Source organism: Mobilicoccus massiliensis (assembly GCF_000826525.2).
Classification (GTDB): domain Bacteria; phylum Actinomycetota; class Actinomycetes; order Actinomycetales; family Dermatophilaceae; genus Mobilicoccus; species Mobilicoccus massiliensis.
In genome coordinates, this window is sequence record NZ_LN651331.1 from 370,988 (window position 1) to 396,643 (window position 25,656).

22 protein-coding genes are annotated in these 25,656 nt (G+C 71.0%); 5 read left to right on the forward strand and 17 right to left on the reverse strand.

The window, feature by feature from the left end:
* Positions 1-79 precede the first annotated feature (79 nt).
* The 10 genes from tatC to BN1197_RS14640 form a co-directional block, all read right to left on the reverse strand.
* Positions 80-871 (reverse strand): twin-arginine translocase subunit TatC, encoded by a 792-nt coding sequence (gene tatC / locus BN1197_RS14595; RefSeq protein WP_082043944.1) that lies wholly within the window; start codon positions 869-871, stop codon positions 80-82.
* A 7-nt stretch (positions 872-878) separates the two neighbouring features.
* Complete coding sequence (gene tatA, locus BN1197_RS14600; RefSeq protein WP_040160830.1) at positions 879-1,244, reverse strand: Sec-independent protein translocase subunit TatA; 366 nt, start codon at positions 1,242-1,244, stop codon at positions 879-881.
* Positions 1,245-1,384: 140 nt separating this feature from the next.
* Positions 1,385-2,419: a helix-turn-helix transcriptional regulator gene (locus tag BN1197_RS14605; protein WP_052466787.1), complete on the reverse strand. Its 1,035-nt coding sequence runs from the start codon at positions 2,417-2,419 to the stop codon at positions 1,385-1,387.
* Entirely contained in the window at positions 2,416-3,447 is a 1,032-nt protein-coding gene (locus BN1197_RS14610) for a helix-turn-helix transcriptional regulator (protein ID WP_040160831.1), read from the reverse strand. The genes BN1197_RS14605 and BN1197_RS14610 overlap by 4 nt, the downstream gene beginning before the upstream one ends.
* A gap of 31 nt (positions 3,448-3,478) precedes the next feature.
* Positions 3,479-4,471 (reverse strand): FKBP-type peptidyl-prolyl cis-trans isomerase, encoded by a 993-nt coding sequence (locus BN1197_RS14615; protein WP_052466788.1) that lies wholly within the window; start codon positions 4,469-4,471, stop codon positions 3,479-3,481.
* A 243-nt stretch (positions 4,472-4,714) separates the two neighbouring features.
* Positions 4,715-6,118 carry a Pup--protein ligase gene (pafA, locus tag BN1197_RS14620; protein ID WP_040160833.1) on the reverse strand — a complete coding sequence of 468 codons (1,404 nt, stop codon included), beginning with the start codon at positions 6,116-6,118 and terminating at the stop codon, positions 4,715-4,717.
* A gap of 82 nt (positions 6,119-6,200) precedes the next feature.
* The gene (locus BN1197_RS14625) at positions 6,201-6,404 is read right to left on the reverse strand and encodes a ubiquitin-like protein Pup (RefSeq protein ID WP_040160835.1); all 204 of its coding nucleotides are present in this window, start codon (positions 6,402-6,404) and stop codon (positions 6,201-6,203) included.
* Between the two features lie 87 nt (positions 6,405-6,491).
* The gene (gene bioB / locus BN1197_RS14630; RefSeq protein WP_040160837.1) at positions 6,492-7,808 is read right to left on the reverse strand and encodes a biotin synthase BioB; all 1,317 of its coding nucleotides are present in this window, start codon (positions 7,806-7,808) and stop codon (positions 6,492-6,494) included.
* A 147-nt stretch (positions 7,809-7,955) separates the two neighbouring features.
* On the reverse strand, positions 7,956-9,491 hold the full coding sequence (dop, locus tag BN1197_RS14635) for a depupylase/deamidase Dop (protein ID WP_040161541.1): 1,536 nt from the start codon (positions 9,489-9,491) through the stop codon (positions 7,956-7,958).
* A gap of 196 nt (positions 9,492-9,687) precedes the next feature.
* The gene (locus tag BN1197_RS14640) at positions 9,688-10,422 is read right to left on the reverse strand and encodes a response regulator transcription factor (RefSeq protein ID WP_245851967.1); all 735 of its coding nucleotides are present in this window, start codon (positions 10,420-10,422) and stop codon (positions 9,688-9,690) included.
* 115 nt (positions 10,423-10,537) lie between these two features.
* Here BN1197_RS14640 and BN1197_RS14645 point away from each other — a divergent pair, with 115 nt between their 5' ends.
* The 4 genes from BN1197_RS14645 to BN1197_RS14660 are packed head-to-tail and all read left to right on the forward strand — an operon-like array spanning position 10,538 to position 13,479.
* Complete coding sequence (locus tag BN1197_RS14645; RefSeq protein WP_040160839.1) at positions 10,538-10,732, forward strand: hypothetical protein; 195 nt, start codon at positions 10,538-10,540, stop codon at positions 10,730-10,732.
* The gene (locus BN1197_RS14650) at positions 10,729-12,003 is read left to right on the forward strand and encodes a sensor histidine kinase (protein ID WP_040160841.1); all 1,275 of its coding nucleotides are present in this window, start codon (positions 10,729-10,731) and stop codon (positions 12,001-12,003) included. The genes BN1197_RS14645 and BN1197_RS14650 overlap by 4 nt, the downstream gene beginning before the upstream one ends.
* A gap of 34 nt (positions 12,004-12,037) precedes the next feature.
* Positions 12,038-13,018 (forward strand): ribose-phosphate diphosphokinase, encoded by a 981-nt coding sequence (locus tag BN1197_RS14655; RefSeq protein ID WP_040160843.1) that lies wholly within the window; start codon positions 12,038-12,040, stop codon positions 13,016-13,018.
* 53 nt (positions 13,019-13,071) lie between these two features.
* Positions 13,072-13,479: a DUF3054 domain-containing protein gene (locus tag BN1197_RS14660; RefSeq protein ID WP_052466789.1), complete on the forward strand. Its 408-nt coding sequence runs from the start codon at positions 13,072-13,074 to the stop codon at positions 13,477-13,479.
* A gap of 109 nt (positions 13,480-13,588) precedes the next feature.
* Here BN1197_RS14660 and BN1197_RS14665 read toward each other — a convergent pair whose 3' ends face one another.
* The 6 genes from BN1197_RS14665 to metH all read right to left on the reverse strand — a co-directional run bounded on the left by BN1197_RS14665 (position 13,589) and on the right by metH (position 23,294).
* Positions 13,589-14,770 carry a thiolase family protein gene (locus BN1197_RS14665; protein WP_040160845.1) on the reverse strand — a complete coding sequence of 394 codons (1,182 nt, stop codon included), beginning with the start codon at positions 14,768-14,770 and terminating at the stop codon, positions 13,589-13,591.
* Positions 14,771-14,893: 123 nt separating this feature from the next.
* Positions 14,894-16,597, reverse strand: coding sequence for a proteasome ATPase (gene arc, locus BN1197_RS14670; protein ID WP_052466790.1), 1,704 nt, complete (start codon positions 16,595-16,597; stop codon positions 14,894-14,896).
* Positions 16,590-17,672 carry a tRNA (adenine-N1)-methyltransferase gene (locus BN1197_RS14675; RefSeq protein WP_040160847.1) on the reverse strand — a complete coding sequence of 361 codons (1,083 nt, stop codon included), beginning with the start codon at positions 17,670-17,672 and terminating at the stop codon, positions 16,590-16,592. The genes arc and BN1197_RS14675 overlap by 8 nt, the downstream gene beginning before the upstream one ends.
* A 46-nt stretch (positions 17,673-17,718) precedes the next feature.
* Positions 17,719-18,894: a site-2 protease family protein gene (locus tag BN1197_RS14680; protein WP_141397302.1), complete on the reverse strand. Its 1,176-nt coding sequence runs from the start codon at positions 18,892-18,894 to the stop codon at positions 17,719-17,721.
* Between the two features lie 42 nt (positions 18,895-18,936).
* Positions 18,937-19,692 (reverse strand): HAD family hydrolase, encoded by a 756-nt coding sequence (locus BN1197_RS14685; RefSeq protein ID WP_082043946.1) that lies wholly within the window; start codon positions 19,690-19,692, stop codon positions 18,937-18,939.
* Between the two features lie 5 nt (positions 19,693-19,697).
* Positions 19,698-23,294 carry a methionine synthase gene (gene metH / locus BN1197_RS14690; protein WP_040160849.1) on the reverse strand — a complete coding sequence of 1,199 codons (3,597 nt, stop codon included), beginning with the start codon at positions 23,292-23,294 and terminating at the stop codon, positions 19,698-19,700.
* Positions 23,295-23,418: 124 nt separating this feature from the next.
* On the opposite strand from metH, the gene BN1197_RS14695 reads away from it, so the two are divergent.
* Positions 23,419-24,276: a PAC2 family protein gene (locus BN1197_RS14695; protein ID WP_040160850.1), complete on the forward strand. Its 858-nt coding sequence runs from the start codon at positions 23,419-23,421 to the stop codon at positions 24,274-24,276.
* An 86-nt stretch (positions 24,277-24,362) separates the two neighbouring features.
* Here BN1197_RS14695 and mshC read toward each other — a convergent pair whose 3' ends face one another.
* Positions 24,363-25,640 carry a cysteine--1-D-myo-inosityl 2-amino-2-deoxy-alpha-D-glucopyranoside ligase gene (gene mshC / locus BN1197_RS14700; protein WP_040160852.1) on the reverse strand — a complete coding sequence of 426 codons (1,278 nt, stop codon included), beginning with the start codon at positions 25,638-25,640 and terminating at the stop codon, positions 24,363-24,365.
* Positions 25,641-25,656: the final 16 nt, after the last annotated feature.

Genomic DNA, 25,656 nt, shown 5'->3' on the forward strand with positions numbered 1-25,656 from the left:
TGCCTCAGGCTAGGTCACGCCACCGACAGTCACCCGTCGGCCACCGGCACGACACCCCGGGCGCCGAACACTCCCGACCTCAGAGGGGGCTGGCCTCGTCGTCGGCGACGTCGTCGGCCCAGTCGGGTCGACGCCTGGCCCTCATCCGGTCGAGGACGGCCGCCACCGCGCAGGCCGCGAAGTACAGGCCACACATCGGCAGGGCGAGGCCTGCCATCGTCCACGGGTCCGGCGTCGGAGTGATGACGGCGGCGAAGACGAAGATGCCGAGCACCGCCCACCGCCATCCCTTGAGCATCGTGCGCGCCGGCAGCACCCCGACCATGTTGAGCGCGACGAGCAGGATGGGCAGGAGGAACGCGAACCCGAACGCGAGGATGAACCTCATGACGAACTTGAGGTAGAACGACGCGTCGATGATGTTGTCGCCGACGCTCGGGGTGAATCCCAGCAGGATGTTCACGGCCGCGTCGAGGGTGTTGTAGGCGAGCCAGCAGCCGAGCAGGAACAGCGGCACCGAACACGTGATGAACAGCGCGGCGACCCGCTTCTCGTTCTTGCGCAACCCCGGAACGATGAACGCCCAGACCTGCCACAGCCAGATCGGGCTCGAGAGGATGAGCGCGAGGAACAGCGCGACCTGCAACTGCACGACGAACGGGTCGGTGAGGTTGGCGAAGTTGAGCTGACCACCCCGCCGCATCATCGGAGCAGACAGCGCCGCGATGAGCGGCTTGTAGAAGACCCACCCGGGCACGGCCGCGACGAGGAGGGCCACGCCCGCGATGATGAGGCGGTTACGGAGTTCTCGAAGGTGGGCCCCGAGGGTCATCCGCCCTTCGGGGTCGCGCTTCGCACGACGGAGCGCCATGCCCCGATCAGGCCGTCGGCGGGCGGTACTGAGGGTTCTCGTCCCGGGAATGGTCACGCGCGTACGCGTCGTCGACCGGGCTGCCGCCGGCAGCGGCTTCGCCGGCCGGAGGGGTGGCGCCCGGCTGCGGAGGCTGTCGGTGATCCTCGGGTCGCAGTGTCTCGTGCTGGACGTCCTCGCGCCGCGCCTCGCCCGAGACGGTGTCACGGCTGGCCGCGCTGGGCTTGTCCTTCATCTCCTCGACCTCGGCCTTGAAGATCCGCATCGAGCGGCCGAGGCTACGCGCGGCGTCGGGGAGCTTCTTCCAGCCGAAGAGGATGACGACCACGAGGATGATGATGATGAGCTCGGGACCGCCGGGCAGGGTAGGCATCGTGCAGACCTCCGGTTGACGAATCGACGAGGGGCGCCGCGGCACCGAACCGGTGCTCTGGTGGGCAGTCTACGGGCCGTTCCCACCCGGGTCGTACGGGCCGGTGGGGCACCGCGAGGCCGGGGGGCGTCCCCCCGCTTTCACCGCCGTTCCTCGGATGGCTGCACGGGCAGGTCGTAGAGGGCGAGCGCCGCGGAGGCCTCGTCGCGCACCCGCTCGACGAGTTCCGGCGGGTCCACGATCTGCGCGTGGCCGCCGAGACGGCGCACGAGCCGGGTGACCCACGCCGGGTCGGAGGCCGGGATGCGGATCGTCACCCGTTCGCCGTCGGTCGAGCCGAGCACCTCGTGGGGGTAGTAGTCGAGAACCCAGCGCGCCTCGGGCTCGAGGACGAGGCCGGCGGAGAACGCCGCGTCCTGGGGGCGGTAGGGGCCCTGGGTGAGGTCGCGGGGGTGCGCCTGCGGCGGCGGGGTGCCGTCCTCCTCGAGCACCTCGAGTTCCTCGATGCGATCCAGCCGGAACAATCGCGTGTCCTGCGAGCGGTGACACCACCCCTCGAGGTACCAGTGCCCCGTCGATCGGGTGAGGCGCATGGGGTCGACGTCGCGTTCGGTGGCCTCGTCGCGGGTCGGGACCACGTACCGCAGGTGCACGCGGCGGCGTTGTCGCAACGCCTCGCGCAGCGCGGGCACGTGGCGGGTCTCGGCGTGCGAGCCCGCATCGACGTGGATGCGTCGACTCGCCGTGCGCGCGAGCGCGGCCGAGGAGGCGTCGACGGCGTCCTCGAGAACGGCGATCGTGTCGGCGAGGACCTGCGGATCGGCGAGCCCGGGCACGTCGGCGAGGCTGCGCAGGCCCACGAGCAGGGTCAACGCCTCGTCGACGCCGAGGCGCAGAGGCCGGGCGATCGTGTCGGCGTTGCCGAGGTAGACCCGGCCGGACTCCCACTCGGCCTCGATGAGGTCGTCGGGCATGCCGCCGGGCAGGCCGCACACGAAGAGCAGCGCGAGGTCGGCGTCGATCTGCTCGGGGCTGACCCCGAACCGGTCGGCGGCGTCGGCGAGGTCGACGCCCTGACGACGCAGCAGCCACGGCACCATGGTCAGCAACCTGCTCAGCCGCGCGGTCGCCGACTCCTGCCCCGCTCCCCCGGCTCCACGGCGGGCGGGGCTCATGCGAGCGCCCCCGTCGGTTCCGCGGTGCTCGGATCGTGCGCCGCGAGGACCGCGCGCAGACGGGCGACGACGGTCTCGCGCAACGCGTTCGGGGCCTCGACGACGACGTCGGCGCCATGCCCGACGATCTCGTCGGCGAGAGCGCCGAGATCTCCCCGCAGCGTGAGGACGTCCCATTCCGGGTCGTCGCCCGCGCGGACGTCGGCCCCCCGGCGCAGGACGTGACCCCGGCCCTGCCGGACCCGCAACCGGGCCGTCACCGGTTCGCCTCTGGCGAGCGATGAGGCGACGACGGCGCGCGGATCGTGGTCGTCGGGGATGTCGTAGGAACCCGGCGCACCTGTGGCGGTGACGTCGCCCTCGATGCGGTCGAGACGGAACACCCTCGGCTCACCCCGGCCGACGTCGTGCCCCGTGAGGTACCAGTGGCCGTGCCAGGCCGTGATGCCCCACGGCTGCACGTGCCGACGCTCACTCGCGCCGCGTCTTCCCCGGTAGGCGAACCGCACCGGCCGCGTCGCGACCACTGCGGCACGCACCGCCTCGAAGGCCGGGTCGCTCGTGCTCACGCCGGTCTCGATGCGGTCGAGCCCGTCGACGTTCTCGACCGGCTCGTCCTCCGACGGGACCTCCGGCGCGACCGACTCGATCTTGCGCAGTGCCCGGACGGCCGCTCCCCCGAGCGCGGCCTGCGACCACGTGCGGCCGGCCAGGGACAACAGTGAGAGTTGCTCGGGGGTGACCTCGAGGTCGGGCAGGGCGTACTCACGGCGGTCGATGCGGTACGCGGGCTCGTCGCCGAAATACGGGTCGAGCTCCTCGGTGATCAGCGGGATGCCCAGGTCACGCAACTCGTCCTTGTCACGCTCGAACATGCGCTCGAACGCCTCGGAGTTGGGGGCGTCGCGGTAGGACGCCACCCGCTCGCGAATCTGCGACCTGGAGAGGGCACGCCGGGTCGACAGCAGAGCGATGACGAGGTTGAGCAGACGCTCCGTCTTGGCCGCAGCCATGGGCGTGGACCGCATGAGGGAACGCTACCGCACAGACGTTCGAGCGTCAGTTCGCGTCGAGGATGTCGAGAACGAAGATCAGGGTGTCGGTTCCCTTGATCTCCGGCTCACGGCCCTGGGCACCGTAGCCGTCCTTCGGCGGCACGACCACGAGCAGACGGCTGCCGACGGTCTGACCGGGGATGCCCTGGTCCCAGGCCTTGATGAGCTGGCCCTTGCCGACGGCGAACTCGGCGTACCCCTGCGGGGTCTTGCCGGAGTAGTCGAACGGCTTGGACGGGTCGCGCCAGGTGACGCCCGTGTAGGTGACGCGCACGGTCTGTCCCGGGGTCACCTTCGGTCCCGTGCCCTTGATGAGCGGCTGCACGACCGTCTCCTTGGGCGGAGTCGCGCCCTTGGGGATCGTGAAGGTCGCCGGGTCCTTGGAGGTCTTGCCCATCTTGACGGTCGGCAGACCGGCCTTGGGCGGCACCGGGGTGCCGGTGGCCTCCTTGAGCGGCGTCTTGGCGCCGGTGACCTCGAAGTAGTAGACGAGCGTGTCACCCGGCGCGATACCCATCTGCGCGTTGCCCTGCTCACCCACCGCCTCCTTGGCGGGGATCGCGACGAGCACCCGCGCGCCGACCTTCTGGCCGACCATCGCCGAGCGGATCGCCGGCTGCAGGGTGTCGTCCTGCATCGACAGGCCGACGACCTCCTTGCCGAACCGGGCGTCGAGTTCCTTGCCGTCCTTGCCGTTGACGAGCAGGTAGTGCGCGCTCACGTCGTCCTGGTCGCCGATCTGCTGGCCGGTGCCCGGCTGCACGACGCGGTAGCCGGGACCGCTGGTCGAGAACGGCGTCGCCGGGAGCTTGATCGACGGCTTGGCGCCCGCGGCGCCCTCGACCTTGACCGGGGCGAGCTCGGAGGACTCCGCCGCGGCCGCAGCGGTCGTGGGCGGCGGGGCGTCCGAGCTCTTCTCGTCCTTGGCTCCGCAGGCGGCGAGGACGAGGGTGAACGGCAGCACGGCGGCGGCCAGACGCAGGCGGATCGGTGACACGCGGGAGCCTTCTCGTTCGGTGGGATCGGGCCGGATTCGGTCGGATTCGGTCGAATTCGGATTGCGCGGGCAACGACCCGCGACTGCCCACCATAACGAGACAGCCTGGGAGTTCTCCGACACCGACCCACGCCCGCGGTGCGGATCGTTGAACGATCGTGACCTCGCCCGGCGCCGCAGGGACGCCGATGGGACGCCGGAGGAAGGCGCTGCGGGGCGGGTCTGTGCCCGGCCGTCACGCGGTCAGACGAGCGGTGCGGCGGCGACGCCGTCGGCGCCGTGGGCCATCGAACGCAGCAGCCGATCGACGCGGGGGTCCTCCGAGGCGAAGGGGTCCTTGCACAGCACCGTGTGCGCGGCCTGGTCGTTGAGGCGCAGATGGCTCCAGTCGACGGTGTAGTCCCGGCGGTGTCGTTGCGCCTCGCGTACGAAGGCTCCGCGCAGGTGGGCTCGGGTCGTGGCCGGCGGGGTCGTGCGTGCGGCGCAGATCTGGTCCTCGTCGACGACGGTCGCGACAGCTCCCTTCTCCCGCAGTCGCTGGACGACCCCGCGGCGTGGATCGATGTCGTGGATGTTGAGCTCCATCTGCGCCACTCGCGGGTCGGCCAGGTCGAGACCGGCGCGCTCGGCGTAGCGCGTGAGGAGGCGGTGCTTGACCACCCAGTCGATCTCGCGGGACACCCCGCTCATGTCGTGTGCCTCGAGCCCGTCGAGGGTGCGGCCCCACAGGTCGAGGACCTCGGAGTCGAGCGGCCGCGAGGGGCCCTCGGCCTCGAGGTGCGCGGCCGCGAGCTCGAAGTAGGCGCGCTGGATGTCTCGGGCGCTCGCCCGTCCCCCGCGGTCGAGCTCGAGCAGCGCCTCGCCGGTGAGGTCGCGACTCGCGGCGCGGATCGCGTTCATCGGGCTGGCCAACGCGAGATCGGGCGCGCCGGCGCCGGCCTCGAGGGCCCGCAGCACGAGGTCGGTGGCGCCGACTTTGAGCATCGTCGTCGTCTCGCACACGTTGGAGTCGCCGACGATGACGTGCAGGCGCCGGTAGAGGTCCGCGTCGGCGTGCGGCTCGTCACGCGTGTTGATCATCGGCCGCGAGCGGGTGGTGGCGCTGCTCGCGCCCTCCCACATGACGTCGGCCCGCTGGGAGAGCACGAACCGTGCGACGCCGTCGACCCCGACGAGGACGTGTCCGGCCCCGCAGACGAGCTGGCGGGTGACGAGGAACGGCAGCAGCGCGTCGCTGAGCTGGTCGAGGTTCGTCGAGCGGGCGACGAGGTAGTTCTCGTGACAGCCGTAGGAGGTGCCTGCGGAGTCGAGGTTGTTCTTGAACAGGTACACCGACGCGTCGATGCCCTCCTCGAGCAGTCGTTCGCGGGCCTGCTCGGCGAGGGACTGCACGATGCGCTCCCCGGCGCGGTCCTGCGCGATGAGGTCGGGCAGGGTGTCGCACTCGGCGGTGGCGTACTCGGGGTGGTTGCCCACGTCGAGGTAGAGACGCGAACCGTTGGCGAGGAAGACGTTGGACGAGCGACCCCAGGCGACGATGCTGCGGAACATGTACCGCGCGACCTCATCCGGCGACAGGCGTCGCTTGCCGTCGACGGTGCAGGTCAACCCGTACTCGGTCTCGATTCCGTAGATGCGCCGGTCCATGGGACGAAACTCTACGGCCGCCCGCGCCCTCTCCCCGGCTGCCCGCCTCGTCGTGGCGCCGGGGTCGTCGGGGTCGAGCGTGTCACTGACCGCCCTTCTGCACGAAGCCCCGCACGAACTCCTCGGCGTCGACCTCGAGGACCGAGTCGATCTCGTCGAGCACGGAGTCGATGTCGGCGTCGAGGGCGGCCTTGCGCTCCCCGGTGGCCGGCGCGGGCGGCGGGGTGGCGTCGGCTGGGTCGTCGCCCTCGCGACGCTGCGGGCGGATCTGTTCCTGACCGGACATGGGGTCCTCCTTCGGTGGTGCCGTGCGGTGTGTCGTGAAACGGACGGGCGGCTCCACCGGGCATCGGTGGAGCCGCCCCCCGTGCGCTCAGGCGTTGGGTGCGACCTCGGTGCCGATGCCCCGACGCCGGACCCGGACCTGGCCGGCGTGGGCGTCCTGCTGGCCGGCACCGTCGTGGAACGCCGCGGCGGTGGCGAGCACCCGGTCGGCGGCAGCGCGGTCGGCGTCGACGTCGGCGGTCTCGGCCGCGTCGATCGCGTCGGCCGACGCGCCCGGCGCGCCGTGACCTCCGCAGGCGCTGCCACAGCCGCCGCACCCGCCGTCGGTGCCTTCGGCGCCGTGCCCGCCGCAGCCACCGGCGGCGAGCGTCTCGTCGACGAGGTCGGCGCGGTGCAGGCCGCGGGCGAGCAACTGCCCCGGCTCGGTCTCCTTGTCCTCGACGACGAACCCGGCGTCGGCGATCATCTCGAGGTCGGCCGTGGCCGCCTGGCCCTCGCTGGTGAGGTAGTCGCCGAGGAAGATCGAGTTGGCGATGTGCAGCCCGAGCGGCTGCAGGGAGCGCAGGTGGATCTCGCGGCCACCGGCGATGCGCACCTCGGAGTCCGGGCACACGAACCGCACCATCGCGAGGATGCGCAGGCACTCCGCCGGGGTGAGGTTCCACTCCTGCGACAGCGGGGTGCCGTCGAACGGGATGAGGAAGTTGACCGGGATCGAGTCCGAGCCGATCTCCTTGAGCGAGAACACGACCGAGACCAGGTCCTCGTGGGTCTCGCCGGTGCCCGCGATGAGGCCCGAACACGCCGACATGCCGGCCTCGTGGGTCTTGGTCACGGTGTCGACCCGGTCCTCGAACGTGTGCGTGGAGCAGATGTCGTCGTACCGCTCGGAGGCCGTGTTGAGGTTGTGGTTGTAGGCGTCGGCGCCGGCATCGGCCAGACGCTGGGCCTGCCCCTCCTTGAGCAGGCCGAGGCACGCGCACACCTCGACGTCGGGGTGTTCGCCCTTGAGCGCCTCGATCGCGTCGGTGACCTTGGTGATGTCGCGATCGCTCGGGCCACGGCCGCTGCTCACCAGGCACACGCGCTTGGCGCCACCCTCGACTCCGGCCTTGGCCATCGACAGCACCGCGTCGGGCTTGGCGAGGGAGTACTTGAGGATCTCGGCCTCCGAGCCCAGCCGTTGACTGCAGTACGTGCAGTCCTCCGGGCACAGACCGGACTTGATGTTGACGAGGTAGTTGAGCTTGACGCGGTTGCCGAAGAACTCACGGCGTACGCGGTAGGCGCCGGCGACGACATCGAGGATCTCGGAGTCCGGCGTGCGCAACACCGCGAGGGCCTCCTCCCGCGTCGGTGTCTCACGACGGAGCGCCTTCTCGACGAGACGATCGATGAGTTTCATTCCAGGCCTTTCGGGCGTCGGCGATGTCGGGTCCACGATAACGGCCGGGTCTCGCGCCGGGCCGGGTCTCGAGCGGGGTGAGGACATGGGTCCCGGCCTGCGCGAACACCTCGCGGAAGGTTCGGTGCCGCTGTCGGCGAACGCGGGTCAGCCCCCTCCGGCCAGCTCGGCGAGCAGGCCGGGCGCGTCGGGATGGCGGTCGAGCAGGGCGGCGGTCAGTTCCTCGGTACCGCGCAGCGGCTCGGAGGTGTTGACCCGTTGGAGAGGGCCGCCGTCGGCGCGGTCGATGAGCACCGACTGCCACGACGCGGCCACGACCGACTGCGGGTACCGGCGGACGCACTCGCCGCGGAACCACGCGCGGGTCGTCGGCGGCGGGTGCTCGACGGCGTGGGCCACCTCCTCGTCGGTGGTGAGCCGCTCGAGGCGACCCCGCGCCTCGAGACGACGGGCCAGACCCTTGCCGGGGGTGCCGTGCGACCACTGCAGGTCGATGAGCGTGAGCCGCGGGTCGCTCCACGTGAGGCCGTCGCGGGCCCGGTAACCCTCGAGCAGGTCGCGCTTCGCCACCCATTCCACGAACCGCCCCGCGTCGGAGGACTCCCCGCGGGCCAGGGCCTCGAGCGCGTCGAGCGCCTCGGTCCAGCGCGTGAGCACCTCGATCGTGTCGTGATCGGCGAGGACGAGCGGGTCGCCGCCGAGCTCCGCGCGCAGATGATCGTGGACCATCGCCTCGTAGCGGCGCAGGATCTGCAGCCCGGTGAGGCTGCGCCCGTCACTGAGCTCCACCGTGGTCGTGAGCCCGGGATCGTGGGAGATGGCCCGCAGCGCGGCCACCGGGTCGACGAGCGAGAGATCGTCCGCCATGCGTCCGGACTCGATGAGGCCGAGCACGAGACTCGTCGTGCCGAGCTTGAGCAGGCCCGCGACGTCGGCGTGGTTGGCGTCACCGATGATCACGTGCAGCCGCCGGTACTTGGAGGCGTGCGCGTGCGGCTCGTCGCGGGTGTTGACGATCGGGCGTCGGAACGTGGTCTCGAGCCCCACGCGGGCCTCGAAGAAGTCCGAACGCGAGCTGATCTGGTAACCGGGCTGCTCCGAGTTCTGCCCGATGCCCACCCGGCCCGCACCGCAGAGGATCTGACGCGCGACGAAGAACGGGGTGAGCTGCTCGACGATGCGCTCGAACGGGGTGGCCCGCGCGACGAGGTAGTTCTCGTGGGTGCCGTAGCTCGCGCCCTTGCCGTCGGTGTTGTTCTTGTAGACGTCGATGGGCGGCTCACCCGCCACGTCGGAGGAGCCCACCCGGGCGGCCTCGGCGACGACGACCTCCCCGGCGCGGTCCCAGACGACCGCCTGTCTCGGGGTGGTGACCTCGGGTGAGGAGTACTCGGGGTGGGCGTGGTCGACGTACAGCCGGGCGCCGTTGCCGAGGACGACGTTGGCCACGCGGGGATCGTCGGCCCACTCGTCGGTGAGCTGCGACTCGTGGGCGAGCGCCCGGCTGAGCGTGAACCCACGGGCGTCGTCGAGCGGGGATTCACCTGCGTAGTCCCACCTCGTGCGATGGGTGCGCCCGTGGCCCCCGGCGGCGTACTTCTGCACGACCCGGCCCGACAGCACCACGGGGTCGAGCAGCGGATGCCCGGGCACGGCGATGCCGTACTCGGTCTCCAGCCCCATGACGCGCCGCACCGACCCGGGTGCCACCGCCGCCGTGGGCTGCTCGGCACCGCCCGTCGTCGCCTGCAACCCCGGCTCGTCGGCCGACGCGGGTTGTTCACCGCCGAAGGAGTTCATGGCCGACAGCGTAGGCGGCACCGCCGACAACCGATCGGGACGGCGCACGAGCGGTCCTCGACCGGCCCGCCCCGCGCGGCTACCCCTCGCGACGATCGAGACGTGGGTTGACGAACCCGAGCTCCGTCGCCCGGATGAGCAGGCGCACCCGGCCGTCGACCCCGAACTTGGTGCACAGCTTGGCGATCCGGCTCTTCACCGTCGCCTCGGCGACGACGAGCTCGCTCGCGATCTCGGAGGTGTTGCGGCCGCACGCGAGCAGTCGCAGGACGTCGAGCTCCGCCTCGGCCAGCCGAGGCGCGCCGGGCGCCGGGCCGGGGGCGAAGCGGCCACCGGCATCGGTCTCCCCGTCGGCCACGGCCTGGAGCAGCGACATCGTCACCGACGGCGACAGCGCGGGCTCTCCCCCGACGACCTGCCGAATGGAGTCGATGAGCGTCGCCGGATCGACGTCCTTGAGCAGGTAGCCACGCGCCCCCGCCCGCAGCATCGGCACGGCGGCGTCGATGCTGCCGAGCGTGGTCAGCGCGATGACCTTGACCGACGGATCGGCGTGCGTGATGACGTCGGTGGCCTCGATGCCGTCCATCACTGGCATGTGGATGTCCATGAGAACGACGTCGGGGCGCAGACGCTGCGCCGCCTCGACCGCCTGCACGCCGTTCTCGACGGTGCCGACGATCTCGAGATCCTCGGCGCCCCGGAGGAAGATCGACAACGCGTGCCGCATGAGCTGTTCGTCCTCGGCGATGAGCACGCGGCTCACGCTCGCCGACCCCTCGTCGCCGGCAGTCGCCGCGCCGATGCCCCCCATGCTCCGATCCTCCCCGTCGATCGCCACGGTGCTTGCGGATTCCCACGTTATCGCCCCAGGTGGGGCACAGCACGGGTACGCTCGTCCTACTTCCGCTCTGCTCCAAGGAGGAGCCTTGTCTCGTTGCACCCGTGGCCTCACGCTCCTCGTCCTCACCGTCTCGCTGGCCGTCGGAGCCCCCATGCCCGCGTCGGCGGGCGCGCTCGCCTCGGCCACGGCGGCCCCGTCGGCCGTGCTCGAGACCGACAACCTTCCTGAGCGCGTGCCCGACTGGGTGTGCCAGTGGTTTCCTCGCCTCTGCAGGATGTGAGCCGAAGGCCCGCGGCCTCCGGCGCCCTCCTTCGCGCCCAGAACCGCCTGTCGTCTCGCCTCGAACGACTGCGGCCGCAGCAGGTCCTGCTGTGGCTGTTCGTGCTGTATGCCACCTACGTCTCCCTGAGCTGGTTCGTCCGTGACCTGTTCGGCGGGACGCCCTGGGTGCAGGGCTCCGTTCCCCTGGCCTTCCTCCTCTTCACCTACTCGCTGCTGCTGCGAGAGCCGTGGCGCAGTCGTTCGTCCCTGCTGTTCGGGGCGTTCGTCCTACCCCTGACCGACTACCTGCTGCCCGAGATGCGGATCAACGGCTCCGGGCTGTTGGTCAGCATCGCGGTCGCCATCCTCACCTTCACGTTCTCCTACGCTCGGCGGCCGGGAATGTTCGCTCTCGGCATGGTCGGGTGGTTGACCTGGACCATCGCCTGTGAGATCCGAGATCCGCGGTCCTCCGGTTTCACCGTCGAGTTCCTTCTCCCCCTGGCGCTGCTCATGGGCACCGCGGGATGGGTCGCAGGCACCGTGACCCGGCACCGGCGCCGTGCCGAGGAAGAGCTCGCGAACGTACGGGAACGGCGCCGCCGTGAACGCGTGACGCTGGCGCGGGAGCTGCACGACAGCGTCGCCCGTGATCTGACGATCATCGCGATGCAGTCGGTCGTGTTGCGCACGACCGATCGCCCGGAGGAACAGGAGTACGCGCGCGCCGCCATCGAGCAGACGGCGCGATCGGGGCTCGACGCACTCAAACGACTGCTCGTCGTGCTCCGCGCCGAGGATGCCGTGGAATCCCCCTCACTCGTGCGGGATCTCGAGGCGGAGCGGTTGCCCGCCGCCCTCGCCGAGGCGGCACGGCACCTCGCCCTGCTCGGTTACCAGGTCACCGTGTCCGGCGCCCCCGGCGACCTGCCGCGGGCGGCCGAGACGACGGCCGTGCGCGTGATCCGTGAGGGGACGACGAACATCACCAAGCACGCCCCGACCGCGGCCGTCTGCCACCTCGACTGTGCCGTGCGTCAGGAGCAACTGATCGTGCGGGTCGAGAACCGGCTCGGCGACGATCCCGAGCACCGCGTCCCCTCCACCGGCCTCGGCGTGGAGTCCCTGGCCGAACGCCTGCGCCTCCTCGGCGGCACGCTCACGAGCGGGCCAGTCGAAGGAAGTTGGGTCCTCGAGGCCCGCATCCCGGTCGTGGCGCCGCTGGTCGGGACCGTCGGGCCCGGGCCGGGAGAGTCCGCGGGAGAGGCACGGGCCCAGGTCCTAGGATGACGACGTCCCCTCCCCCTGCCTGCGAGGACCCGACGTGCGCGATGTGATCGTCTTCTCCGGTTCGGCCCACGAGCCCCTGGCCCGCCAGATCTGCGACCACCTCGGGGTTCCGCTCTCGGGGGTGGACATCGCACGATTCAGCAACGACTGCCTCCAGGCGCAACTGCTCGTCAACTGCCGTCAGCGCGACGTCTTCATCGTGCAGCCGCTCGTGCCGCCCACCCAGGAGCACCTCATGGAGCTCCTCATGATGATCAACGCGGCTCGTGGCGCCTCTGCCGCCCATGTCACGGCGGTGATCCCGCACTACGCCTACGCGCGCTCGGACAAGAAGGACGCCTCGCGCATCTCCCTCGGCGGCCGGCTGGTCGCCGACATGCTCGTGACCGCGGGCGCCGACCGGGTCATCACCATGGCGTTGCACGCCCCGCAGGTGCACGGCTTCTTCTCCTGCCCCGTCGATCACCTCACCGCGATCGGCGCGCTCGCCGCCCACTTCCGCGACGACCGAGACCTCACCGATTACGTCGTCGTCTCCCCCGACCTGGGCAACGCCAAGAACGCGACCCTCTTCGCCCGTCTGCTCGGGCTGCCCGTCGCCGCCGGCAACAAGCAGCGCCTGGCCGACGACCGGGTCGTCATCGACTCCATCGTCGGTGACGTCGACGGAAAGCGAGCCATCGTGCTCGACGACGAGGTCGCGACCGGAGGATCGATGATCGAGCTCCTCGACAAGCTCGAGGCGGCCGGCTCCCCCGGCGCCGCGGTCGTCTGCACGCACGGCCTCTTCGCGGGCCCGGCGGTGGAGCGACTCAACGCCCACCGGCTCATCACCGAGGTGGTCTCGACCGACACCGTGCCGCCGCCGCAGGGGCTCGACAAGCACATCGTCGTCTCGGTCTCCGACCTGTTCGCCGAGGCCATCGCCCGCATCCACGTGGGCGAGTCCGTGAGCAGCCTCTTCGACGGCGTCGACCCCACCCACGCCTCACCGCAGCTCAAGCTGCCGTTCTGAGCCGTGGCTTCGCCCCCGCACCAGTCCGCACACCCGAGAAGGAGTCCTTCGCCATGACCACGTCGGCCCCCTCGACCCGAGCCCACGTGAGCCCGGCCCTCGCCGCCGTGCTCGACCTCGTCCTCATCATCGTCTTCGCCGCGATCGGCCGTGCCACCCACGCCGAGTCGTTGACGGCGGCCCTCGCGACGGCGTGGCCGTTCGTCGTGGGCGGCGCGATCGGCTGGCTGCTCTGGTGGGCGATGCGCCGCACGGCCCCGGTGTCGATGGCCGGCGGAGTCGTCGTCTGGGTGTGCACGGTGGCCGGGGGCATGGCGGTGCGCGCGCTGATCGGCCAGGGCACCGCGCTGAGTTTCGTCGTCGTCGCCTCGATCGCCACGGCGATCCTGCTCCTCGGCTGGCGGGCACTCGCTGCCCTGGTGACGCGCCGGCGTGGGCGGGAGCGGTCCGTCTCCGTCTGATCCGCACGGATCCACCCGCGCGCTCGTCACCGAGACGCACAGCGGCCCCCGCCGATGCCGGCGGGGGCCGCTGTGCGATGTCCCGGCGCCGCTGACGCGCCGAACGGGGTCAGACGCGACGGAACAACGCGGCGAGGGCCTGCCCGCCGCCGATGCACATCGTGACGATGCCGGTCTCGAGGTCGTTGCGGACGAGGTGCTTGGCCAGGCGCACGGTGAGGATGGCGCCCGTGGCACCCACGGGGTGGCCGAGGGCGATGGCGCCGCCGTACGGGTTGACCTTGTCCATGTCGAGTTCGGTGTCGCGGACGACGGCGCACGCCTGAGCGGCGAAGGCCTCGTTGAGTTCGATGCAGTCGACGGTCGCCGGGGTGAGGCCCGTCTGCTCGAACAACTTCTTGAGGGCGAACGTCGGCGTGTACCCCATGAGCCCCGGTTCCATCGCCGCGACCGCCACGGCCTCGAGCGAGACGAGCGGCCTGAGCCCGCGGTCCTGCGCCGCCTTCTCGGTGGCGAGGACGACCGCCGCGCCACCGTCGTTGATACCGGAGGCGTTGCCGGCGGTGACCGAGCCGTCCTTCTTGAAGGCGCCACGCAGCTTGGCCAGACCCTCCGCGGTCGTGTCGGGCTTGGGGTGCTCGTCCTTCTCGACCCGGACGGGCTTACGGCCGGCGGTCTCGATGGGCTCGATCTCGTCGGCGAAGGCCTCCTGGGCCTCCTTGCTCGCCGCCCGCTGCTGGCTGCGGAGCGCGAACTCGTCCTGTTCCTCGCGGGAGATGCCGTACTTCTCGGCGACGTTCTCGGCCGTGATGCCCATGCCGATGTTGTCGAACGGGTCGGTGAGCATGCCCATCGTCCCGTCGACGAGCGTGCGGTTGCCGAGCTTGTAGCCGTTGCGGGCGCCGAAGTCGAGGAACGGCATCATCGACATGTTCTCGTCACCGCCACCGACCGTGAAGTCGAGGCCGTTCCACCGCATCTCCTGCGCGGCCGACCAGATGGCCTGCAGGCCACTGCCACACAGCCGGTTGACCGTGAACGCGGGCGTGCTCTCGGGCAACCCGGCCTCGATCGTGACCCGACGGGCGTTGTACGCGTCGCCGCCCACCTGGCCGATACACCCCATGACGACTTCCTGGATCAGGTCGCCCTCGACACCGGCGCGGCTCAGGGCGGCTCGAACGGCGTGCGCGCCGAGCACGTGAGCCGGGGTGGCCTTGAACGCACCACCGAAGGTGCCGATGGGGGTACGGGCGCCGTCGACGATGACGATCTTCTCGGGTTCGGACATGACGCTGCCTTCCTGTGGAGGTCTGTGCCGACAGGCTAGGCGTCCAGAACAGCCGTTCGGGCCGAAGTGCGGCGCCGGTTTTCACCCGATCGTCGTGGCGACCCGACCCGGGCTCGACCCGCGCTACACGTACTCGCCGGTCACCTCGACGTCCTCGACACCGCGCGGCGATCGCTGCCCGGAGGCCTCGGCCCCGCGACGTTCGGCCGCGAGCCTGCGGATGTGCTCGACCCGACTGCCCTTGCGGCCCGAGACCCGTGCCCACTCGTCCGGACTGTTCGTGTTCGGCAGGTCCTCGTTCTCGGCGAACTCGGTACGCAACGCCTCGGTGAGGTGCCGTCGGGACAGACCACGGCTGCCGTCGGCGAGGAACTCCTTGATCGCGGCCCGCTTGGCCCGGTCGACGATGTTCTGGATCATCGCGCCGGAGGCGAGATCACCGAAGTAGAGGATCTCGCTCGTGCCGTCGGCGTGGATCAGCTCGAGGTAGCGGTTCTCGGGAGTGCGGGCGTACATGCGCCGCACGACGTCGTCGATCATCGCGGCGACGGTGTCGCGGGCCGAGCCGTCATGGGCCGCGAGTTCGGACGCGGCCAGGGGCAGATCGGCCGTCAGGTACTTGGCGAAGATGTCGCGGGCGGCCTGCTCGTCCGGCCGGTCGATGCGGATCTTCGCGTCGAGGCGGCCGGGGCGCAGGATCGCCGGGTCGATCATGTCCTCGCGGTTGCTCGCCCCGATGATGATGACGTTGTCGAGCCGCTCGACGCCGTCGATCTCGGCGAGCAGCTGGGGCACGATCGTGGTCTCGACGTCGCTGGACAGGCCGGAGCCGCGTGTGCGGAACAGCGAGTCCATCTCGTCGAAGAAGACGACCACGGGAGCGCCGCCCGTGGCGTGCTCGCGGGCTCGCTGGAAGATGAGCCGGATCTGCCGCTCGGTCTCGCCGACGTACTTGTTGAGCAGCTCCGGGCCCTTGATGTTGAGAAAGTAGCTCTTGGGCTCCGACAGACCCGCCTTCTCGGCGCTCTGCCGGGCGAGGGAGGCCGCGACCGCCTTGGCGATGAGGGTCTTTCCGCAGCCCGGAGGGCCGTAGAGCAGCACCCCCTTGGGCGGGCGCAGGTGGTGCTCGCGGAAGAGCTCGGGGTGCAGGTAGGGCAACTCGACCGAGTCGCGGATGGCCTCGATCTGCCCTGCGAGCCCGCCGATGTCGTCGTAACCGATGTCGGGGACCTCCTCGAGCACCAGGTCCTCCACCTCGGCCTTGGGGATGATCTCGTGGACGAAGCCGGTGCGCGAGTCGTAGAGCACCGTGTCGCCGCCGCGCAGGATCTGGCCGTGGAGAGGCTCGGCCAGGCGGGCGACGCGCTGCTCCTCACCGTGGACGACGACCACGACGCGGTGGTCGCCGAGGATCTCGTGGACGGCGACGACCTGGCCGAGGTCCTCGTACTCCCCCACCCCGACGACGCAGAGCGTGTCGTTGAGCCGCACCTCACGCCCTGGGACCAGCGCGGCCTCGCGTACGTCGGGCGAGACCGTGACGAGCATCGGGCGGCCACCGGTGAGCACCCGCACCGTGCCGTCGCGCGGCGGGCGGAGCACGACGCCGTAGGTCGAGGGCGGGGTGGCGAGCGATTCGACCTGCGCCTTGAGCCCGGAGAGCTGTCCGCGCGCGTACTCCAGCGTGCGGGTCAACTCGTCGTTGCGCCGCGTCAGCGTCGCCACCGTCGTCTCGAGCCTGGCCGCTCGCGCCGCGGGGTCCGACGGGGGCTGGGTGAGCGGGCCGGTGGTCTGGAATCGCCTGCGGTCGTCGCCGGTCTCACTCATGGGTGGTCTCCTCGTCGTCGAGAGCCGCGGCCGGTGGGTCGGTGGCGGGCACCCCGCCCTCATCGGCCCGGGAGGCCGCGGCGGCCCGGCGCATCTTGCGGATCTTCTTCTCGCTCACGGGCCGTTCGCCCACGTCCTCCGGGCTCCAGTCGTCGGTGCTCAACGCCGGGCTCTCGGCTCCGGCGCCGTCCTCGCCGTACGCGCCCTTGGCGGGTCGGCGCTTGCGCAGCGGTGGCGTGACCCCGGGAGCGAGTCGGCGGGCGGTGATGAGGAACCCGGTGTGGCCGTGCATGCGGTGTTCGGGACGCACGGCGAGGCCTTCGAGGTGCCATCCCCGCACGAGCGACTCCCATGCCGCCGGCTCGGTGAACCCGCCGTGGTCGCGCAGGTCTTCGGCCACGCGGGAGAGCTGGGTCGTCGTGGCGACGTAGCAGATGAGTACGCCGCCGGGGATGAGTGCGTCGGCGACGACGTCGAGACATTCCCAGGGCGCGAGCATGTCGAGGACGACACGATCGATACTCGCCGGCTCGACGGTCTGCGGCAGGACGTCGACGAGGTCGCCGACCTCGACGCTCCACGCGGGGTGCGGGCCGCCGAAGAACGCGTGGACGTTGCCGCGGGCGATGTCGGCGAAGTCCTCGCGACGTTCGAAGGAGAACAGTCGCCCACCGTCACCGACCGCCCGCAGCAGCGACATCGACAACGCGCCGGAGCCGACCCCGGCCTCGACGACGCGGGCGCCCGGGAAGACGTCGGCCATCTGCACGATCTGCCCCGAGTCCTTGGGGTAGACGACGGCCGCGCCCCGCGGCATGGACATGACGTAGTCGGCCAGCAGTGGACGCAGCACGAGGTACTCGATGCCCGTGGTGTTGGTGACCGTGGACCCGTCCGGCGAGCCGATGATGTCGTCGTGCGCGAGGCTGCCCCGGTGGGTGAAGAACTGCCCGCCCGGCATGAGCGTGATGGTGTGCAGACGCCCCTTGGGGTCGGTGAGCTGAACACGGTCACCGGCCGCGAAAGGTCCGCGACGCAACGCGGCGCCGGTGGGCTGGGCAGGTGCGTCGGTCATGGGGGCGAGTCTAGGTCGTGGCCCCGACAGCCCTTCGAGCGACGCGTCAGAAGGCGCCGGCCCGCGTCAACGCCTCGTTGACCGCCTCGGCCGTGACCACCCCGATGGGGCGATCGCCGTTCCGGAGCAGGACGATCGGCACCGTGCTCACGTGCATGTGGTCGATGACGTGCTCCAAGCGTGGGTGGTGCCCCGCGTCGAGGATCCAGCCCCGTGGTGGGCGGACCGTGAACGCCGATGCCGGCGCGTCCGCCAGTGAGGCGGTGTCGACCTCCTGCGGGACGGTGACGAGATCCCAGTCGGGAGAGGTGGCAGAGCCGTGAGGCGCGGGAACGAGCACGTAGGCGCCGGGTACGCGAGCCTCGTCGCCGGGTCGATTGGCGCCGCCATCGGCCACCGCCAGGCGACGGACCTCGCGCATCGGCGTGCGCGGATCGACGACGATCGCCGGGGCCAGGACGTCGTCGAGCGACACCCGGGAGTACGCACCGAGCCGTCGGCCGGCCGTCACGGCCTGGGAGGCGCCTGCCCACATCATCGCGCCGACGAGGCCCGCCCACGCGAGCATGACGAACGACGGCTGTCGACCCTCGAAGAGGGGCACCAGGACGAACCAGCCCACGAGCGCGACGACGAAGAGCCGTCCCGCCCAGCCGGAGGCGATCATGCCGAGGTCGCGCCGACCGGTGACCTTCCAGATCACGGCGTCGAGGAGGTGTCCGCCGTCCAGCGGGTGCCCGGGGACGAGGTTGAACGCGCCGACCACGGCGTTGGTGAGGACGAAGGCGGTGCCCACGAGCCACGGCACGCCGGGTGGGAGGTGCGGCAGCACGAGCGATCCGAGAACGGCGAGCACGCCGTTGGCGAGTGGTCCGACCACGGCGATGATCGCCGACCGACCGGGGGTGAGACCGGCGGATTCGTACGTCGTGTGCCCTCCGAAGACGTCGAGGACGACGCGGCCGACCCTGGCTCCCAACAGCCGGGCCGCGACCGCGTGCGCTGCCTCGTGGGCGAGCACCGAGACGGCGAGCAGCACCGCGTAGAGCGCGGCGACGGCATAGGCGCCGACGGTTCCGATACCGGGGATCGCGCCCGCCATCTGTGGACCGAAGTACAGGATGATGAAGGCGGCGAAGATCGGCCAGGAGCCCGACACGTACAGCGGCACTCCCCACGGTGCACCGACCCGCCATCCACGCGGCGCATCTCGGTCTCTCATCTCAGCTCACCGCGCCGTCGCGCCTGTCGCGCCGACCGGACCTCACGTCCTCGACAGTCGCCACAGGTCCTCCGGTCGCACGCCCTCGAGGGTCGGGACGCGGGCGAGACCGGCGGCCTCCGGGATCTCGACGAGGTACGGGATCGCGATCGTGCGGGCCCCGGAGGCGAGGGCGGCCCCGACGCCCGCGCGCGAGTCCTCGAGTGCGACGCACTCGGCGGCCTCGACCCCGAGCACGTCCATCGCCGTGAGGTAGGCCTCGGGGTGCGGCTTGCCCTCGGCGACGACGTCGCCGGTGACGACCGCGTCGAAGGTGCCCTCGGGCAGGGCCTCGAGGAGGACGTCGACCATGGGGCGCCACGACATCGTCACCAGAGCGCACGGAACACCGCGGCTGCGCAGCGCCGCGAGCAGTTCCTGAGCTCCCGGCCGCCACGGCATGCGCTCCCGCATACGCCCCATGACGCCGGCCTGCATGTGCTCGGTGATCTCGCGTTCGGGCAGATCGACCGGGCTGTTCTCCCGGATGTACCGCGCCGAGACGTCGAGCGGGTTGCCGACGCACGCCAGCGCGTTCTCCTCCGTCCAGATGCCGCCGAACGACTCGACGAGCGCGGTCTCGAACTCCGCCCAGTACGGCTCGGTGTCGATGAGCGTGCCGTCCATGTCCCACAGCACCGCCGCGGGCAGCCGCGAACGCCCCTCGCCGGCTTGGGAATCCGCGGCCTCCGGGCGGGCGTCCGCCGGTGAACCGAACACGTCGTGGACGCCTGTCGGGGTGGTCGTCTGCTCGTCCATGGCGCTCAGACCTTGAAGTACTTCGCCTCGGGGTGGTGCACGACGAGCGCGTCGGTGGACTGCTCGGGGTGCAGCTGCAGCTCCTCGGAGAGCTCGACACCGATGCGCTCGGGCTCGAGCAGCCGCACGAGCGTCGTGCGGTCCTCCAGGTCGGGACAGGCCGGGTAGCCGAAGGAGTACCGGCAGCCGCGGAATCTGACGTCGAGCACGTCGTCGAGGTCCATCGACACCGGGTCGCCGATGCCGAGCTCGTCGCGCACTCGGGCGTGCCACATCTCGGCGAGGGCCTCGGTGAGCTGGACCGAGAGGCCGTGGAGTTCGAGGTAGTCGCGGTAGGCGTTCTCGGCGTAGAGCTTGGCCGTGACGTCGCTGACGTGCGCGCCCATGGTGACGAGCTGGAACGCGATGACGTCGGGCACCCCGTCGGCCTCGTAGGCCTCCTTGTTCTTGAAGAAGTCGGCGAGGTCGAGACGCCGGTCGCGGCGCTGACGCGGGAACGTGAACCGCTCGCGCTCCTCGCCCTTGCGGTGCTCGACCTGCTCGCCGTCGAGGGTGTGGGTGCCGTCCTCGTGCCAGAGGACGACGAGGTCGTTGCCCTCGCTGTAGCAGGGGAAGTACCCGTAGACGACGGCGGGCGCCATGATGTCCTCGGTCTTGATGCGGTCGAGCCACATGCGCAGCCGGGGGCGTCCCTCGGTCTCGACGAGCTCCTCGTAGCCGGGCCCCTCTCCGCCACGAGTGGGCTTGAGACCCCACTGCCCGAGGAACGTCGCCCGCTCGTCGAGGAAGCTCGCGTAGTCGGCCAGGGCGATGCCCTTGACGATGCGCGTGCCCCAGAACGGCGGGGTCGGCACCTCGCTCAGGCGCTCGACGTCCGACGGCGTCGTGTCGTCGGTGCCCTCGCCGCCGCTGTAGCGCACGTCGTCGCGGGTCTTGACGCGGCGCTTGCGCAGTTCGGGCAGGGCGTCGGCGAGGTCGAGCTCGGGGTCGGCCTTGGCCTTGGCCACGGCGTCCATGAGCCGCAACCCCTCGAACGCGTCGCGGGCGTAGCGGACGTGGCCCTCGTAGATGCTCGCGAGGTCCTCCTCGACGTACACCCGGGTGAGCGCCGCACCGCCGAGCAACACCGGCCACTTGTCGGCCAGGCCCCGCTTGTTGAACTCCTCGAGGTTGTCCTTCATGACGACGGTCGACTTGACGAGCAGCCCGCTCATACCGACCGCGTCGACGTCGTTCTCCTCCGCGGCGTCGATGATCTCGTTGACCGTCTTCTTGATCCCGATGTTGACGACGTCGTAGCCGTTGTTGCTGAGGATGATGTCGACGAGGTTCTTGCCGATGTCGTGCACGTCGCCCTTGACCGTGGCGAGCAGCACCTTGGCCTTGGCCTGCCGGCCGCTTCCACCCGACGCGGCGACCTGCTCCTCGATGACCGGCTCGAGGTGGGCGACGGCGGCCTTCATCGTCTCGGCGCTCTGCAGCACGAACGGCAGCTGCATCGTGCCGGCGCCGAACCGTTCGCCGACGACCTTCATGCCCTCGAGCAGGTGGTCGTTGATGACGGCGAGGGCGGGGATGCCGGAGTCGACGGCCTCGTCGAGATCGGCGTCCAGGCCCTGACGTTCGCCGTCGATGATGCGCTGCGCGAGGCGTTCGCCCACGGGCAGCGACTTGAGCTCTTCGAGACGCGACTCCTTGAGCGAGGCGGAGTCGACGCCCTCGAACAGCTCGAGCATGCGGGCCAGCGGGTCGTACGTGCACTCGCTCTCGCCCGGTTCGCCGGCCCATTCGCGACGGTCGTGGACGAGGTCGAGGGCGACCTTGTACTGCTCCTCGTCGATGCGGGCGATGGGCAGGATCTTCGCGGCGTTGACGATCGCGCTGCTGAGACCGGCCTTGACGCACTCGTCGAGGAACACCGAGTTGAGCACCACGCGCGCGGCCGGCTTGAGGCCGAAGCTGACGTTCGACACGCCGAGGGTGGTCTGGACCCCCGGGTAGGTGGTGGTGATCTCGCGGATCGCCTCGATGGTCTCGATGGCGTCGCGGCGGGTCTCCTCCTGGCCCGTGGCGATGGGGAAGGTCAGCGCGTCGACGATGATGTCCTCCACGCGCATGCCCCACTCGCCGGTGAGCGCGTCGATGAGCCGGGAGGCCACCGCGACCTTGTGCTCGCGGGTACGGGCCTGGCCCTGCTCGTCGATGGTGAGCGCGACGACCGCGGCGCCGTGCTCGCGCACCAGACGCATGACCCGGGTGAAACGCGACTCCGGGCCGTCGCCGTCCTCGTAGTTGACGGAGTTGATGACCGCACGCCCACCCATGCGCTCCAGGCCCGCCTCGATCAGCGGCGGCTCGGTGGAGTCGAGCACGAGCGGAAGCGTGGAGCTGGTGGCGAAGCGGCTGACGATCTCGCTCATGTCGTCGACGCCGTCGCGGCCCACGTAGTCGACGCAGACGTCGAGCAGGTGAGCGCCCTCGCGGGTCTGGTTCTTGGCGATCTCGACGCACTGGTTCCAGTCCTCGGCGAGCATCGCCTCGCGGAACGCCTTGGAGCCGTTGGCGTTCGTGCGCTCGCCGATGGACAGGAAGCTCGCGTCCTGGCGGAACGGCACCGCCGTGTAGAGCGAGGCCACCGACGGCTCGGGGTGCGGATCGCGGGGCGTGACCGGCTTGCCACCGACCGCCTCGACCACGGCGGCCAGGTGCTCGGGCGTGGTGCCGCAGCAACCGCCGACGAGCGAGAGGCCGTACTCCTCGACGAACGACTTGTGGGCCTTCGCGAGCTCGGCGGGCGTGAGGGGGTAGACCGCGCCGTCCTTGCCCAGCTCGGGCAGGCCGGCGTTGGGCAGGCACCCCACCGCGATGCGCGCGTTCTGCGAGAGGTGGCGCAGGTGCTCGCTCATCTCGGCCGGGCCGGTGGCGCAGTTGAGCGAGATCATGTCGATGCCGAGCGGTTCGAGCGCGACGAGCGCCGCGCCGATCTCGGTGCCCATGAGCATCGTTCCGGTGGTCTCGACGGTGACCGAGCAGATGATCGGCACGTCCAGCCCCAGCTCGGCCAGGGCTCGCTTGGAGCCGACGATGGCGGCCTTGGCCTGCAGCAGGTCCTGGCAGGTCTCGATGAGCAACGCGTCGGCGCCGCCCTTGACGAGACCTCGGGCGCACTTCTCGTAGGCGTCGCGCAGGTCGGCGTACCGGGCGTGCAGCAGCGACGGGAGCTTGGTGCCCGGACCCATCGAGCCGAGCACGAAACGCGGCTTCTCGGGCGTCGAGTACTCGTCGGCGACCTCGCGGGCGATGCGCGCGCCGGCCTCGGCGAGCTCCTCGATGCGCTCGGGGATGTCGTACTCGGCGAGGTTGGGCAGGTTGGCGCCGAAGGTGTTGGTCTCGATCGCGTCGACCCCCACCTCGAGGTACTCCTGATGCACCGAACGCACGATGTCGGGGCGGGTGACGTTGAGGATCTCGTTACAGCCCTCGAGCTGCTCGAAGTCGTCCAGCGAGGGGTCGGCGGCCTGCAACATGGTGCCCATGGCACCGTCGGCGACGATGACGCGCTCGGAGAGAAGGGCACGGAACTGATCGGAGCGGCTGCTCACAGGTGACGACCTCACGCTCGGGGGGCCCGGCCACGAGGCCGGTGGGGGAACGTGTCCATGCTAGTTGCCGCCGCCGACAACCCCGGATGGCCCCGTAGTCTGGGGGGATGAGTGAGGAAGACGCATGATCGAGGTGGAGGACCTGCCGGAGCTGCGACGCCCGATCGTCGTCGCCGCGTTCGAGGGGTGGAACGACGCCGGCGAGGCGGCCTCGTCGGTCATCGCCCACCTCGCGGACGTGTGGGGAGCCGAGGCCGTGGCGGCCGTGGATCCCGAGGACTACTACGACTTCCAGGTCAACCGGCCGCGCGTCGGGCCGCACGAGGGCATCCGCCGCATCACGTGGCCGACGACCCGCATCCTGCTCGCCCGCGACACGGGGTTCGACCACGACGTGCTGCTCGTCCAGGGCATCGAGCCCTCGATGCGGTGGCGCGCGTTCGTCATCGAGCTGCTCACGCTCGCCCACGAGGTCGACGCCGAGCTGCTCGTGTGCCTCGGCGCCCTGCTCGCCGACGTGCCCCACACCCGGCCGTGCCCGGTCTTCACCACCGCGGAGGACCCGGAGCTCATCGAGCGATACGGGCTCGAGGAGAGCACGTACGAGGGGCACACCGGCATCCTCGGGGTGCTCGCGGACGCCGCGCACCAGTCCGACCTGCCGTGCGTCTCGAGCTGGGTCTCGGTGCCGCACTACGCGGGCGGCCACAACTCCCCCAAGGCCACGCTCGCACTGCTCAACGCGCTGGAGAGTCTGCTCGACCTGGCCCTCCCCCACGGCGACCTCGAGGACCTCTCCCGGGCGTGGGAGCGCGGGGTCGACGAGCTCGCCGGCTCCGACGAGGAGATCGGCGAGTACGTGCAGGCGTTGGAGTCGGCGCAGGACACGGCCGACCGCCCGGAGGCCTCCGGCGACGCCATCGCGGCCGAGTTCGAGCGTTACCTGCGCCGCCGCGGCAACGACCAGCAACAGGGCGGCTGAGGCCGGCGATTCAGCCGTGCGGCGTCCGTTTCAGCGGCGCTGTGTCAGACGGTCAGAGGCGAACGGACGTCAGCGGCGAACGGACGTCAGAGGCGGACGCCGAGCAGAGCGTCGACGATGTCGCCCAACGGGGCCTCGCCGAGCCCTGCCGGGTCGGCTCCGGCCTCGATCCACGCGTCGATCGCGGCGAGTGCGCCGGGGGTGTCGAGGTCGTCGGCGAGCCGGGTACGCACGTCGGCGAGCAGTCCGGCCGACGGGGCGTCGAGCCCACCGACGACCTCGCGGGTCTGTGCGTCGGCCGAGCGCCAGCGCGCCAGCCGGCGGCGGCCCTCCTCGACGCCGTCACCGGTCCAGTCCCACGGGGTGCGGTAGTGGTGCGCGAGCAGGACGAGGCGGATGAGCGCGGGGTCCTCGCCCTGCTGCCGCAGCCGGGAGACGAGGACGAGGTTGCCCTTCGACTTGCTCATCTTCTCGCCCTCGAGCCCGACCATGGCCTGATGCAGGTAGACCTGGGCGAACGCTCCCTCGCCGTAGAGCGCGTCGGCCTGTACGGCGCTCATCTCGTGGTGGGGGAAGATGAGGTCGGTGCCCCCGCACTGCACCGTGAACCGGGGGCCGAGGTAGGCCGTGGCGATGGCCGAACACTCGATGTGCCAGCCCGGCCGCCCGGCGGGCAGGCCCGCCACGTCCCACGACGGCTCGCCCTCGCGCTCGGCCCGCCACAGCAGGGGGTCGAAACGGGTGCGCTTGCCCTCGCGCGCCGGGTCCCCGCCGCGGTCGGCGAAGACCGCGTCCATCTGCGCCTCGTCGAAGCCGCTCGTGCGGCCGAACTCGGGCTGCTGCGACAGGTCGAGGTAGACGTCGTCGGCGCCCTGCCCGTCGGCCTCGGCGACGCCGATGCGGTAGGCCGCTCCGGATTCGAGGAGCTTCACGACGTCGCGGCCGATGAGGTCGATGCTCTCGACGACACCGACGAGGTGGTCGGGCGGGAGGACCGACAGGGCGGTCATGTCGTCGCGGAAGAGCTGGATCTCCCTCTCCGCGAGCTCGCGCCAGTCGATCTCGTCGCGCTTGGCCCGTTCCAGCAGCGGGTCGTCGACGTCGGTGACGTTCTGCACGAACGCGAGCTGCGCGCCGGCGTCGAGCAGCGCACGGTTGAGCACGTCCACCGTCACGTAGGTGGCCGCGTGGCCCATGTGGGTCGCGTCGTAGGGCGTGATGCCGCAGACGTACACCCCGGCCTTCGGGTTCTCGCCGGGGCCGACGTCGAGACGCCGCAACGAGTCGGTCGCGGTGTCGTGGACGGTCGGGATCTCACCGCGTCCGGGAAGCTGGGTCAGAGCGGGAGCAGGCCAGGCAATCACGTCGTGATCGTAGTCG